This is a genomic window from Cytobacillus gottheilii, assembly GCF_001636345.1.
GTDB lineage: Bacteria > Bacillota > Bacilli > Bacillales > Cytobacillaceae > Cytobacillus > Cytobacillus gottheilii.
Genome location: NZ_KV440945.1, coordinates 1,542,430 through 1,555,731 on the forward strand (window position 1 = coordinate 1,542,430; position 13,302 = coordinate 1,555,731).

Annotated in this window: 13 protein-coding genes; 9 read left to right on the forward strand and 4 right to left on the reverse strand. The window is 40.5% G+C overall.

Features of this window, described 5'->3' with window-relative positions; genetic code table 11:
- Positions 1 to 588: 588 nt before the first annotated feature.
- Both adhE and A6754_RS07335 read right to left on the reverse strand, forming a co-directional pair.
- Positions 589 to 3,183, reverse strand: a complete 2,595-nt coding sequence (gene adhE, locus A6754_RS07330; protein WP_066443208.1) for a bifunctional acetaldehyde-CoA/alcohol dehydrogenase — start codon at positions 3,181 to 3,183, stop codon at positions 589 to 591.
- A gap of 57 nt (positions 3,184 to 3,240) precedes the next feature.
- Positions 3,241 to 3,468 (reverse strand): hypothetical protein, encoded by a 228-nt coding sequence (locus A6754_RS07335; protein ID WP_066443209.1) that lies wholly within the window; start codon positions 3,466 to 3,468, stop codon positions 3,241 to 3,243.
- Between the two features lie 404 nt (positions 3,469 to 3,872).
- Between A6754_RS07335 and A6754_RS07340 the strand changes: the two genes are divergently transcribed.
- Entirely contained in the window at positions 3,873 to 4,640 is a 768-nt protein-coding gene (locus tag A6754_RS07340) for a tRNA threonylcarbamoyladenosine dehydratase (RefSeq protein ID WP_066443210.1), read from the forward strand.
- A gap of 277 nt (positions 4,641 to 4,917) precedes the next feature.
- Here the strand turns inward: A6754_RS07340 and A6754_RS07345 are convergent, their stop codons facing one another.
- A complete protein-coding gene (locus A6754_RS07345) occupies positions 4,918 to 5,346 on the reverse strand; it encodes a hypothetical protein (protein ID WP_066443211.1) in 429 nt (142 codons plus the stop codon).
- A gap of 145 nt (positions 5,347 to 5,491) precedes the next feature.
- Between A6754_RS07345 and A6754_RS07350 the strand changes: the two genes are divergently transcribed.
- The 5 genes from A6754_RS07350 to A6754_RS07370 are packed head-to-tail and all read left to right on the forward strand — an operon-like array spanning position 5,492 to position 9,252.
- Positions 5,492 to 6,277 (forward strand): hypothetical protein, encoded by a 786-nt coding sequence (locus A6754_RS07350; RefSeq protein WP_066443212.1) that lies wholly within the window; start codon positions 5,492 to 5,494, stop codon positions 6,275 to 6,277.
- A 5-nt stretch (positions 6,278 to 6,282) separates the two neighbouring features.
- Entirely contained in the window at positions 6,283 to 6,651 is a 369-nt protein-coding gene (locus A6754_RS07355; protein ID WP_066443213.1) for a GntR family transcriptional regulator, read from the forward strand.
- Complete coding sequence (locus A6754_RS07360; RefSeq protein ID WP_066443214.1) at positions 6,648 to 7,361, forward strand: ABC transporter ATP-binding protein; 714 nt, start codon at positions 6,648 to 6,650, stop codon at positions 7,359 to 7,361. The genes A6754_RS07355 and A6754_RS07360 overlap by 4 nt, the downstream gene beginning before the upstream one ends.
- 13 nt (positions 7,362 to 7,374) lie before the next feature.
- The gene (locus tag A6754_RS07365) at positions 7,375 to 8,289 is read left to right on the forward strand and encodes an ABC transporter ATP-binding protein (protein ID WP_066451470.1); all 915 of its coding nucleotides are present in this window, start codon (positions 7,375 to 7,377) and stop codon (positions 8,287 to 8,289) included.
- Positions 8,290 to 8,292: 3 nt separating this feature from the next.
- Entirely contained in the window at positions 8,293 to 9,252 is a 960-nt protein-coding gene (locus tag A6754_RS07370) for an ABC transporter permease (protein ID WP_066443215.1), read from the forward strand.
- A 117-nt stretch (positions 9,253 to 9,369) separates the two neighbouring features.
- Here the strand turns inward: A6754_RS07370 and A6754_RS07375 are convergent, their stop codons facing one another.
- Positions 9,370 to 10,632, reverse strand: a complete 1,263-nt coding sequence (locus tag A6754_RS07375) for a replication-associated recombination protein A (protein WP_066443216.1) — start codon at positions 10,630 to 10,632, stop codon at positions 9,370 to 9,372.
- A gap of 168 nt (positions 10,633 to 10,800) precedes the next feature.
- Here A6754_RS07375 and A6754_RS07380 point away from each other — a divergent pair, with 168 nt between their 5' ends.
- The 3 genes from A6754_RS07380 (at position 10,801) to A6754_RS07390 (ending at position 13,128) form a co-directional block, all read left to right on the forward strand.
- Positions 10,801 to 11,475, forward strand: a complete 675-nt coding sequence (locus A6754_RS07380; RefSeq protein ID WP_066443217.1) for a YczE/YyaS/YitT family protein — start codon at positions 10,801 to 10,803, stop codon at positions 11,473 to 11,475.
- A complete protein-coding gene (cymR, locus tag A6754_RS07385; protein ID WP_066443218.1) occupies positions 11,472 to 11,891 on the forward strand; it encodes a cysteine metabolism transcriptional regulator CymR in 420 nt (139 codons plus the stop codon). Before A6754_RS07380 ends, cymR begins: the two co-directional genes overlap by 4 nt.
- 97 nt (positions 11,892 to 11,988) lie before the next feature.
- Positions 11,989 to 13,128: a cysteine desulfurase family protein gene (locus A6754_RS07390; protein WP_066443220.1), complete on the forward strand. Its 1,140-nt coding sequence runs from the start codon at positions 11,989 to 11,991 to the stop codon at positions 13,126 to 13,128.
- The last annotated feature ends 174 nt before the right edge of the window (positions 13,129 to 13,302 follow it).

Consider the following 13,302-nt stretch of genomic DNA (forward strand, 5'->3'; position numbering starts at 1 on the left):
GGGTTTATTGGGTTTGATAGGAAACTTGAGAATTTTGATAGGAAAGTCGGAAAATTTGATAGGAAACCGAGAGATTTTGATAGGAAACCCAAAAAATTTGATAGGAAAGTCAGGAATTTTGATAGGATAAACCAAAACTTTGATAGGAACCCGAGGAATTTTGATAGGAAACTCGAAATTTGATAGGAAACCGAGGATTTTTGATAGGAAACCCAAAAAATTTGATAGGAAAGTCAGGAAATTTGATAGGATAAACCCAAACTTTGATAGGAAAGTCATGAATTTTGATAGGATAAACCCAAACTTTGATAGGAAACTCGAAATTTGATAGGAAACCGAGAGATTTTGATAGGAACCCGAGGATTTTTGATAGGAAACCCAAAAAATTTGATAGGAAAGTCAGGAAATTTGATAGGATAAACCCAAACTTTGATAGGAAACCCAGAAAATTTGATAGCAAACCAAAATCTGCCTTGATCATTCTCATGAAAAACAAGCATTCCAGGCTCAAAATAAAACAAATTCCTTCATAAACACAAAAAAACCGGAGAATCAAATAGATTTTCTCCGGTTTCAGCTATTAATCTATTACCAAGCCTGGCGATAAATCTCAGCGAGCTCCGTAATCAGCGGGAGTTTTGGATTAGCGGTTGTGCACTGATCTTCAAATGCGCGTTCTGCTAAGAAATCAACTCTGCTTTCAAATATTTCTTTATTTACGCCGTTTCCTTGAAGGGTCATTGGGATTTCCAGCACTTTTGCCAAGTCGCAGATAGCTTGAATCAGCGAATTTACGCCTTCTTCTGTTGTTCGGGCAGGCAATCCTAGTGTTCTCGCAATTTCCGCATAGCGTTCGTCCGCAACAAAGCGTTCATATTTAGGGAATGCGGTGAATTTTTTCGGTTTGATTGCATTATAGCGAATTACATGAGGCATGAGGATTGCATTGGCACGGCCATGTGCAATATGAAATTCTGCGCCAAGCTTGTGGGCAAGGCTATGATTGATTCCTAAAAAGGCGTTAGCAAATGCCATTCCGGCGATGGTGGAGGCGTTATGCATTTTTTCCCTTGCCAATTCATCTGCTCCATTACGATAAGCTTTAGGCAAATAATCAAAGACAAGCTGAATGGCTTTCATGGCTAGACCGTCTGTGTAATCATTTGCCATGACGGAAACATAAGCCTCGATGGCATGTGTTAAAACGTCCATGCCTGTATCTGCCGTAATATGCTTCGGTACGGTCATAACATATTGAGGATCAATGATGGCAACGTCAGGCGTTAACTCATAGTCTGCCAAAGGGTATTTAATATTTGCTTCTTTATCGGTAATAACAGAGAAGGAAGTGACTTCAGAGCCAGTGCCAGATGTTGTGGGTATCGCGACAAATTGTGCTCTCTCACCGAGTTTTTTATATTTGACGATTCTTTTTCGGATATCTAAAAACTTCTGCTTTAACCCAAAAAATTCAGTATCAGGATGCTCGTAAAATAGCCACATTCCTTTGGCTGCATCCATTGCTGAACCGCCGCCAAGCGCGATAATCACATCTGGATTAAACTGTGCCATCTGCTCAGCACCTTTTATGACCGTTTCAATTGAAGGATCTGGCTCCACATCAGAAAATATTTCACAATGAACATAGTCTGGACGCTTGCGCAGATAATAAAGTACTTTATCGACATAGCCGAGCTTCACCATGCCGGGGTCTGTCACAATAAAGGCTTTCGAGATCTTTGGCATTTTTGCTAAATATTGAGTTGAATTCTTTTCAAAATAAACTTTTGGGGGGATTTTAAACCACTGCATATTATTATTCCTTTGTGCCATTTTTTTAATATTGATAAGATGTACGGCTCCTACATTCGTAGATACAGAGTTTCCTCCGTACGTACCGCAGCCAAGCGTCAATGAAGGCATGTAAGCATTGTAAATATCTCCAATTCCTCCTTGAGAGGATGGAGCATTTAAAATAATTCTGCCTGCCTTCATTCGTGTTCCAAATAAGCGCTGCACATGCTCGCTGCTGGAATGAAGAACGGCTGAATGCCCTAAACCGCCAAATTCCAGCATTTCCTCACATCGTGTTAATCCTTCTTCAAGGCTGTTTACTTTATAGCAGGCAAGAACAGGGCTAAGTTTTTCCCGGGATAATGGATAGTCTGCGCCAACACCTTTTAGCTCGGCTACCAGAATTTTTGTTCCTTCTGGCACATGGAAACCGGCTTTTTCAGCGATTGCAGCTGCAGGCATCCCTACAATTTCGGCATTGATAGCACATGTGTGTTTATTAATGACAAGTTTCTCAAGCTTCTTCTTCTCATCAGGATTAACAAAATAACAGCCATTTTCAATCATTTCATTTTTGACTTCATTGTAGATTTCTTTATCAATGATGACCGCTTGCTCAGATGCACAAATCATCCCGTTGTCAAAGGTTTTGGAGAGAATTAAATCATTGATGGACCGTCTGACATTAGCTGTTTTTTCAATATAGCAAGGAACGTTTCCAGGCCCAACGCCTAGAGCGGGCTTTCCTGAGCTGTACGCAGATTTGACCATTCCGGATCCGCCGGTTGCAAGGATAAGTGAGACATCAGGGTGTGTCATTAATTGCTGTGTAGCAGCCAGAGATGGTGTTTCAATCCATTGAATACAATGCTCGGGAGCACCGGCCTGTATGGCCGCATCCCGCAGAATACGCGCCGCTTCACTGCTGCATTTTTGTGCAGAAGGATGAAAAGCAAATATAATTGGATTTCTTGTTTTTATTGAGATGAGAGCTTTAAACATGGTTGTTGACGTTGGATTCGTAACAGGTGTCACTCCAGCAATAACGCCGATCGGTTCAGCAATTTCATAGATGCCTTCATGTTTGTTTTCATGGATGATGCCAACCGTTTTATCGTATTTGATATTGTGATAGATGTATTCTGTTGCAAACATATTTTTAATAATTTTATCTTCATAGACACCTCTGCCGGTTTCCTCTACAGCAAGCTTGGCAAGCGGCATATGCTGGTCAAGTCCTGCAAGAGCCATTGCTTTGACAATACGATCGATTTTTTCTTGAGAAAAACTGCTGAAATTTTTTAATGCCTGCAGTCCATTGGCAGCAAGCTGGTCAACTTCTGTTAAAACTGAAGCTTTTTCTGTTAGTTGTTTTTCATCAATAGCCATGATTAAACCCTCCGATTAAATTGTGAAATATTTCACATGATAGATTTAAAAAATAAACTATGCATTTACAGGGTTGCGGGGCACTTTTTTGAAAGTGATGTCCGTAAAGATTTTAGAGCTTCTTTTAACAATGACGACATAATTGACAGTCCAAATATAAGTTGGGATAGGATCATCCTCCGCAAAAAACATTGATTCAAATGCATCACCAATTACTGCTTCAAACGATGTTTGCGTATACTCCTCACGATCTGTTGTGAAAGGCATCCACTCATAGACCATCATATCAATCACTCCTTTTCTTTTTCTGAATATAGAATAGCATATGCATGATGAAATAAGATTGTGAAATGTTGAACAAATTATGAATTATGGAAATTTATTCTATTAACAAATTAGTTATGTTGTATACTGCTTTTTAGATCAATTAATCGGAAAAAGTAAGAAGAGATCGATAGAACTTAGAATTGATTGAGTGAATTTGGAAAATAATCAATTGATACCTCCAATTTTTCTTTAGTCGGTTTCAATGACGCGAGGTCCAGGTTTAAAGCCGTTAACCTGGAGTGAAAGAGTGTAACTAATATATTCCTATCGAACTACTTGTATTTATAAAGAAGTATGATATATTCATTATCGGGTAAATGATAATATATAAGTTGATTACAATCGTTTGGAGTTGAATAAATATGTTGCATCAGTTTTCTAGAAATGAGCTTGCGATCGGCAAGGAAGGTATAGACATCATGAAAAATAGTACGGTTGCCGTACTGGGAATTGGCGGAGTAGGAACGTTTGCAGCGGAAGCGCTTGCCCGCTCTGGTGTCGGCAGACTGATTCTTGTTGATAAAGATGATGTGGATATCACCAATGTGAATAGACAAATTATTGCTTTATTATCAACAGTCGGTCAGCCGAAAGCGGATTTGATGAAAGAAAGAATCAAAGATATTAACCCGGATTGCGAAGTCATCGCACTAAAAATGTTTTATACTGAAGAAACGTATGAGCAATTTTTTGAATATGGTTTGGATTTTGTTGTCGATGCTTCTGATACGATTTCATATAAAATCCACCTAATGAAAGAATGCTTAAGCCGCAATATCCCTGTTATTTCAAGCATGGGTGCTGCGAATAAGATGGATCCAACCCGTTTTCAGATTGCGGATATTTCAAAAACACATACAGATCCAATTGCAAAAGTGATCCGTACCCGCCTAAGAAAAGAAGGCATTCGCAAAGGAATTCCGGTTGTATTTTCCGATGAAAGTCCAATTGTGATTCGCGAGGATGTACGCAAGGAAGTCGGCAAAGATGATGCTGTAATCCGCAAAGCCAAAATGCCGCCATCTTCGAATGCCTTTGTTCCTTCTGTAGCTGGCCTGGTCATGGCGAGTTATGTTGTGAGGGAATTATTAAGCGATATTAAAATTTCAATAGTAAAAGATGAGAAATAAAAGTCCAGCAATGGGCTTTTTTTCGTTTGTGGAGATGCAAGTTTCTAAGGTGTGAAGTAGCGTTTGGCGGATAAATAGCTGTTTTTGGCGGATATATCAAAATAACGGCGGATATATTTTTTTTACGGCGGATAAAAATTTTAACGGCGGATATTTTCTCTGGACGGCGGACAGCCCTATTGTTAGCTTCAAAAAGAACAGAATTCAGCTCTCAATCACGCTCTTTTAAGCAAAAATGATAGCGAATCAGCCTTTTACAACTAATTTTCCTCAAATCTCAATGTACAACCCGTTTAATCTCTCCATCAAACAAATTCGATGCCTCTTCAAAAAGCTTCGTCATTTCTTCATGCTGCTCCAAGGTAGCTTCATATTTGCTGCGTTTCTCCTCAAGCTGTGACTTTAAGAATTCGTTTTGCTCAGACAACTCAGCTTGTATGTTTTTCAACTCTTCGTTTTCCTTCAGCAACTTAGGGAATTCCTCCAAAAATGCAATTATATCTGATAAATGAATGTCTTTTTTCTGTACATCCTGCTCTTTGTTTAAGTGAAACCAGCGATTGGAACAGGCTGCGGCAGAACGGTTCAGCTTTGCTGCGGCTGTTTTAAATGCAGCTGATTTTGGATCGCCATTCCCAGTATATTCGAGCACGGTTTCTCTCAGCGATTCATCGTCCTCATGGGTCCATTTTTGTTTTGCAGTCACGGTAACCACCATCCTCTTTCATTCAGCCTACTATTACCTTCACCTACTGCTGTTAAAAACATACAAAAAATGGATTGACATTCAAAAATGTATTAGTGTATTATTTGACTAGTACACGAATACGGCAAAGGGGGCATTTATATTTGTGACGGCCTTTAAAGGACTTTTAATCAAAGAAGCAAAATTAATGAGAATTTGGTTTATATGGGGGATCCTGCTGAGCATTGCAGTTGCGGCTGCTGGCTATAGCATATCTCAATATGTGAATGACATGATTGTTTTTGAAGTGCTGGTGTTCATGATTCTCAGTGCACATGCGTTTTATTTGCCGATTTACCTGCTGCTGTCATTGAATGTGGAAGCAAAAACACAGTTATGGCTTCATAATCCGAACAGCGGTTATCAGCTCTTTTTTTCCAAGTTTCTAATAGGGTTTGTGTTTATGATGGTTTCTATTATTATTGCTTTCATCATTGCGATATGGGCGACAAAGAGTGATATAGGCATTTATTTCTTTGCCAAAGATCAGCTGCCTATGTTTATACTGACTGGTGTGTCATTAAGTATTATTGTCTATTCCTTCTATTTAGGGATATGGACATTTTTTTATTGGACCTTATATCATTCGCTAAAATTATATGGCTGGAACAGCGGATTGCGGTGGGGGATTTTAATATGTTTATGGGCTGTCTTATTTTATATTGAAACCCTGATTAATGAGCTCCCAATATATCAATCCTTATGGGAACTTGGCGCCATTGATATGACCAGCCTAAAAACATTAAACTACGAACTTTCAAAACAGTCTTTTTCAGCCGAGCTTACAGCGAATCCTTTTATCTCACTTACAGAAATTGCACTCTATCTAATCCTGTTAATGGCAGTTGTTATTTTTTCCATTTGGATGCTGGAGAAGAAGGTTGAGGTGTGAATACGATGGGAGATCAGTTTCAAGCTTCAAAGCCGATTTATATGCAAATTGTCAGTAAAGTGCAGCAGCAGATTATTCGCGGAGATCTCCAGGCTGGAAGCAAGCTGCCTTCGGTTCGGGAAATGGCGATCCAATCAGGAGTGAATCCAAATACAATCCAAAGGACTTATAGTGAATTGGAGAGGACGGGAATAGTGTTGACGAAACGTGGTCAGGGAACTTTTGTAACGGAAGAGCACGGTGTTATTGCTGCTCTGAAAAGAGAAATGCAGGATGAAGTCATTCATTCCTTTGTCAATAGTATGAAAGAGCTTGGCGTTCCCCCTGAACAATTGATTCAAAAGGTAGAGGACTACTTGGAGGGGAGTTCATGATTGAGTTTGCAGAAGTTTACAAGAAGTACGGAAAAAAGAAAGCGATCCATTCCATGTCTTTCGCACTGGAAAAGGGAAAAATCTATGGATTAGTTGGTCCGAATGGAAGCGGAAAATCAACGACTTTAAAGTTGATTGCAGGACTCGCTTATCCCTCCGAAGGTAATGTCACAGTAAATGGGAAAAAACCTGATCGAAAAACGGCTGGAACAGTGGCTTACTTAACGGAATTGGATACACTCTATCCTTCTTTTACACCTAAGGATTTAATCTCATTTTACGACACGCAGTTTTCTGACTTTGATCAAACAAGGGCATATGAATTATTGAGTTTTATGTCATTGGAAAAAGATATAAAAATAAAGCATCTGTCAAAGGGAAGCCGTGGCAGGTTAAAGCTTGTAGTAGCCTTAGCTAGGGATGCAGAATATTTGCTTCTGGATGAGCCTTTTTCTGGATTAGACCCAATGGTTCGAGAGTCGATTGTGAAAGGGCTGCTGACGTTTATCGACTTTGAAAAACAAACTCTGCTGATTGCAACTCATGAAATAGCTGAAATTGAAGCCCTGCTGGATGAGGTGCTCGTTTTACAGAATGGTGAACTGATTGCACACGAAGAAGTCGAGGCATTAAGAGAAGAGAAGGGCCTGTCTATTATTGAGTGGATGAAAGTGATTTTTCAGAGCAGTGCAAAAAGAAATGAAATATAAAAGAGGTGAAGATATGGAAAATTTTGTAGAGATTCAAAATGTTTCAAAAGTAATTAAAGGCAGAAAAATCATTGATTCCTTAAGTTTTGAGGTGAAAAGCGGCGAGGTATTTGGATTCTTAGGGCCAAATGGAGCAGGAAAAACAACAACGATTCGAATGATTGCTGGTTTGATCGGCATCACTTCAGGTGATATTCAAATTCTAGGCAGCAGCGTAAAGACGAATTTTGAAGAAGCCATTCAGCATGTGGGAGCCATTGTTGAAAACCCGGAAATGTATAAATTTATGAGCGGCTATCAGAACCTCGTGCATTTCGGTCGGATGTCAAAAGGAGTAACGAAGGAAAAAATCATGGAAACCGTTGAGTTTGTCGGTTTAAAAGACCGGATTCATGATAAGGTCAAAACCTATTCACTAGGGATGAGGCAGCGTCTTGGATTAGCGCAATGTTTATTGCATGATCCAAAAATCTTAATACTGGATGAACCTACAAATGGATTAGATCCTTCTGGTATTAGAGAGATCCGGGATCATATTCGGAAATTAGCAAGAGAAAAAGGCATGGCGGTTATCGTTTCAAGTCATTTGCTTTCAGAGATGGAAATGATGTGTGACCGCATTGGCATTATTCAGCAAGGAAAACTTGTGGATGTACAGCTTGTTCATGATGTTATACAAACAGGTGAGAAACAGTTTGAGCTGGAAGCAGAGCCGGCCAATGCGGCGGTTGAGCTATTAAAGCAACAGTATCCAGAAAGTTCAATTGCTCTTTCCGATAAAAATATTTCAATTGTTATTTTAAAAGAAGAGGTGCCTAATATTATATCAATGCTCGTTCAAAACGATATAAAGATATACGGATTAAAAGAAGTAAGTAAGACACTAGAAGATCGATTCCTTGAAATTACAGCAAAAAAGGGGGAGTAGAAAATGCTGAACTTATTGAAAAATGAATGGATGAAAATTTTTAAACGTGCGGGCACTTATGTCATGATTGGTCTCTTGTTATTTTTTGTCACCGTCATGGCTGCGTTTATTAAGTATCAGGAAAGCGGCGGAACCGTGCCGGATAATAGCGATTGGCAGCGTGGCATTGAAATGCAGAACGAAACGCTGACGAAAGAATTAGAAGAATACGGTGATACTTTCACACCTGAAATGAGACACAGTTATGAAAGTGATATTGCCATTGGCGAATATCGACTGGAGCATAATATTTCACCTAATGACAGTTATTCTGTCTGGAGTTTTGTTCAGGATGCATCTTTTGTTATTGAGTTTGTTGGGATGTTTTCAATTATAATTGCAGCAGGTATTGTTGCCAGTGAATTTAACTGGGGCACAATCAAACTGCTTCTTATCAGACCGATCCGCCGGGAAAAAATTCTGCTTTCAAAATATGTAACAGTTGTTTTGTTCAGCTTAATGCTGCTGGCGCTTCTCTTTAGTTATTCTGCTATTTTGGGCGGTATCCTCTTTGGAACTCCTGGTGAAGTGTCGCCATATTTGCGCTATCAGGACGGTCAGGTAATTGAAACGAGTATGTTTGTTCATTTACTAACCTACTATGGATTAAATTCGATTAATTTATTTATGCTGACAACGATGGCATTTATGATTTCAGCGGCGTTCAGAAACAGTTCACTGGCAATCGGCCTTTCCCTCTTCCTCATGTTTATGGGCGGCACGGTGACAAGCCTGGTTGCGATGAGGTATGATTGGGCGAAGTACATTTTGTTTGCCAATACTGATTTGATGCAATACTTGGATGGCTCTCCGCTCATCGCCGGAATGACAATGGGCTTCTCGGTCATCATGCTCATTATTTATTTCTTGCTATTCCAGTTCATTGCTTTCTATACATTTAAGAAACGTGATGTGGCTGCATAACAGAAAAAAATGCTTAGGACCATTGAGGTTCTAAGCATTTTTTATAGATTCAAAAAGTAACAATGCGAGCACATGATTCTTTTAAAAAATTCTGTAAGACCATGTCATCTTCGCCAATTATTTCATCAGCTTCTGATAAATCGCCGCAAGTGCCTGCTCAAATTTTCCTGTCAGTTTTGGAGCATAGTATTTTTTATGCTTTAGTTTGTCTGGAAGATATTGCTGTTTCACCCATCCAGATTCATAATCATGCGGATATTTATAGTCAATTCCGCGTCCAAGCTCTGCTGCGCCTTTGTAGTGCGCATCCTTTAAATGGTTTGGCACATCGCCGCTTATTCCGCTGCGGATATCCCCTAAAGCACTATCGATTGCTGAAATGGCTGAGTTTGATTTCGGTGATAGACATAACTCAATGACCGCATTGGCAAGCGGAATGCGTGCTTCGGGAAAACCAAGCCGCTCGGCCGATTCGATCGCTGCTAATGTTCTGGCTCCTGCCTGCGGGGAAGCGAGCCCGATGTCTTCGTAGGCAATGACTAATAACCTGCGACCGATACTGGTCAGATCGCCGGCTTCGATTAGTCTGCCCAAGTAATGCAAAGCTGCATTGACATCACTGCCGCGAATCGATTTTTGAAAGCCGGAGAGCACATCATAATGTCCGTCACCATCTTTGTCATGATGAAAGCTTTTTTTCTGCATGCATTCTTCTGCAACCTCTAACGTAATATGGATGACATCATTATCAGCTGCTGTTGATAATGCAGCAAGCTCTAAAGCATTGAGGGCACTGCGGACATCTCCATTTGAACTTGTGGCAAAAAAAGTGAGCGCATCCTCATCGATTTGGATGTTTTTATTTCCTAGCCCTTGTTCTTCATCATGTATTGCTCTTGTTAAGGCAAGCTTTAGATCTTCAATGGATAACGCTTTTAACTCGAAGATCTGGCATCTGCTTCGGATTGCCGGATTAATAGCATGATAGGGATTGCTGGTTGTGGCGCCAATTAATGTAATCATGCCGTTTTCAAGGTATGGTAGCAGAAAGTCCTGTTTGCCTTTATCAAGACGATGGACTTCATCAAGGAGAAGAATGACTTTTCCGGACATTTTGGCTTCAGCCGCAACGATTTCCATATCTTTTTTATTATTGGTAACGGCATTTAGTGTGCGAAAGGCAAACCGGGTGCTGCCGGCAATGGCGCTCGCAATCGACGTTTTACCAATGCCGGGAGGTCCATATAATATCATGGAGGAAAGCTGTTTGGCTTTTACCATCCGATCTATAATTTTTCCTTCGCCAACCAGATGCTCCTGTCCAATGATTTCGTCTATTGTTTTAGGCCGCATTCTGAAGGCTAACGGTTTAATGCTCATAACAATCACTCCAAATATAGTGCAGGGAATTTTCTGCTTTAAACATATCATAAACTGTCCTTTTGTATAAATGAATAATGCCTGCAATTATGCTATAATGACAAAAGTCTATAGAGAAAGTAAGGAATTAAATATATATAAGATCACTTATGTAGATGGGAAAAGAGGATGAATATGAAGAGAAGAGGCCAGATCGGTCCAAGATTTTCGGTATACTTGATAGGATTGCTCGTAATGAGTCTTGGAATTGATTTGGTGATATTGGCTGATTTAGGAGCCTCACCATGGGATGTTCTGCATGTTGGTCTTTATTATCAATTCGGATTATCGATTGGAAGCTGGTCCATTATTGTGGGCGTTGCTGTGCTGATTGTGTCAGCTCTTATATCGAAGGAAATGCCCAAGGCCGGTGCATACTTGAATATGATTCTTGTCGGTTTGTTTATCGACATGTACATGTTATTGCCTTTTATGGATACACCTTCAAGTATGGCTGGAAAGCTTCTGATGTTTGCAGCCGGTATCCTGATTAACTGTTATGGAATGGGACTTTATATTTCAGCCCAGCTGGGAGCAGGTCCTCGCGATAGTCTTATGATTGCACTAACTTCAAAGACAGGCTGGAAGGTCGGAAGAGTGCGTGCTGTGATGGAAATACTAGTGTTAATTGTCGGCTGGCAGCTTGGCGGTCCTGTTTTTTGGGGAACCGTTTTTATTAGTTTATGTATAGGTCCACTTGTAGGAAAAGCATTGCCGCAATGTCAAAAGCTGACAGATCTATTTTTGGCTTCGCTTCGAAAACAGCCTTTTATAGATAAAGAAAATAGAGGTGTAAATCCATGAAAATTTCAACTAAAGGCCGCTATGGCTTGACCATTATGATTGAACTTGCCAGAAAACATGGGGAAGGGCCGATTTCGTTAAAGGTCATTGCCCAGAACAATGATCTATCAGAGCATTATTTAGAGCAGCTCATTGCTCCGCTGCGCAATGCAGGACTCGTTAAGAGCATTAGAGGAGCATATGGCGGCTATATATTAGGCTCTGAACCGCAAAACATTACCGCCGGAGATATTATTAGAGTCCTGGAAGGCCCGATCAGTCCTGTTGAGGGTATTGAAGATGAAGAACCGGCAAAGCGCGAACTATGGATCAGAATCCGTGATGCGGTCAAAGATGTATTAGACAACACTACGATTGAAGACTTGGCAAATCATACAGATGATAATGCTGGGGATTCTTATATGTTTTATATTTAAAATAATCCCCGAAAGCTAATTTACGGCTTTCATAGGAAGTAATGAATCAAGACTAAAAGTCTGCAGCGATATCATTCGAAAGTCAGAAGGTGAATTAATGGAACATATATATTTAGATCACGCGGCAACAAGCCCGATGCATCCAAGAGTGATTGAGAAAATGATGGAAGTGATGGGACAGGAGTTCGGAAATCCTTCGAGCATTCATCATTTTGGACGAAGTGCGCGGCATATTATTGATGAAGCGCGGGCAGTAATGGCGAAAAGCATTGGTGCGAATGCAAACGAAATTATTTTTACAAGCGGCGGAACCGAAGCCGATAATCACGCGATTTTTGGAACAGCAGATGCTTATCGTGATAAAGGCAATCATATTATCACAACTGAGGTCGAGCATCATGCGGTTTTACATGCCTGCCATCAGCTTGAAAAGCAAGGCTTTACGGTTACGTATTTGCCTGTCGATGAGACTGGAAGAGTTTCAGCAGAAGCTGTTAAAAATGCACTAACGGACGAAACCATTCTTGTCACCATTATGTACGCCAACAATGAGATCGGCACGATACAGCCGATTAAAGAAATTGGTGAGCTACTTGCTGATCATCAGGCTCTTTTTCATACAGATGCTGTCCAAGCCTATGGACTGCAGAAGATCGATGTGAAGGAATTGCAGGTCGATTTATTATCTGTCACGGCCCATAAGCTTAATGGACCTAAAGGGATTGGTTTTTTGTATGCCCATAAAAACGTCATGCTGTCATCTCGTTTGTTTGGCGGTGAGCAAGAGCGAAAACGCAGAGCAGGAACCGAGAATGTCCCTGCGATTGCAGGCTTTCTGGAGGCTATTCGTGTTGCGCAGGAAGAACGGGAAGCGAAGACAGAGCAGTATAAAAGCTATCAGGAACTTTTTGTGCAAAAACTCAATGAAAATGAAGTGAATTTTACCCGAAACGGATCACTTGATTATTCAATGCCACATGTACTAAACTTAAGCTTTCCTGGGACAAATGTAGAACAGATGCTTGTGAACCTTGACCTTGCCGGAATCGCGGCATCAAGCGGTTCAGCCTGCACAGCAGGTTCGATTGAACCATCACATGTGCTTGTTGCGATGTTTGGAAAAGGAGACGATCGTCTGCAAAATTCGATCCGTTTTAGTTTTGGCTTATTCAACACAGCGGAACAGGTTGAAAAAGCAGCACTTGAAACGAGCAAAATTATAAAGCGATTAACATAAGGCGATACTCCATATGCTTGCTATATGTAAGAACTTTGGATGACGATATGCTTGGTGATTGGAACGGAATGGTGCGAGACTCCTGCGGGTGGAGGCTCACCACCCGCCCCGCGGAAAGCGAGTACCATGGAGTGGAAATCATTTAAGATAACATAAATAAAAAGAAAAACAGAA

Coding starts and splice junctions, on each gene's coding strand:
- adhE (WP_066443208.1), bottom strand. CDS start 3,183: ATGGCTATTGATGAAAAACAACTAACAGAAAAAGCTTCAGTTTTAACA.
- A6754_RS07375 (WP_066443216.1), bottom strand. CDS start 10,632: ATGAGCATTAAACCGTTAGCCTTCAGAATGCGGCCTAAAACAATAGAC.
- A6754_RS07340 (WP_066443210.1), top strand. CDS start 3,873: ATGTTGCATCAGTTTTCTAGAAATGAGCTTGCGATCGGCAAGGAAGGT.
- A6754_RS07370 (WP_066443215.1), top strand. CDS start 8,293: ATGCTGAACTTATTGAAAAATGAATGGATGAAAATTTTTAAACGTGCG.
- A6754_RS07355 (WP_066443213.1), top strand. CDS start 6,283: ATGGGAGATCAGTTTCAAGCTTCAAAGCCGATTTATATGCAAATTGTC.
- A6754_RS07365 (WP_066451470.1), top strand. CDS start 7,375: ATGGAAAATTTTGTAGAGATTCAAAATGTTTCAAAAGTAATTAAAGGC.
- A6754_RS07360 (WP_066443214.1), top strand. CDS start 6,648: ATGATTGAGTTTGCAGAAGTTTACAAGAAGTACGGAAAAAAGAAAGCG.
- A6754_RS07335 (WP_066443209.1), bottom strand. CDS start 3,468: ATGATGGTCTATGAGTGGATGCCTTTCACAACAGATCGTGAGGAGTAT.
- cymR (WP_066443218.1), top strand. CDS start 11,472: ATGAAAATTTCAACTAAAGGCCGCTATGGCTTGACCATTATGATTGAA.
- A6754_RS07380 (WP_066443217.1), top strand. CDS start 10,801: ATGAATATGAAGAGAAGAGGCCAGATCGGTCCAAGATTTTCGGTATAC.
- A6754_RS07390 (WP_066443220.1), top strand. CDS start 11,989: ATGGAACATATATATTTAGATCACGCGGCAACAAGCCCGATGCATCCA.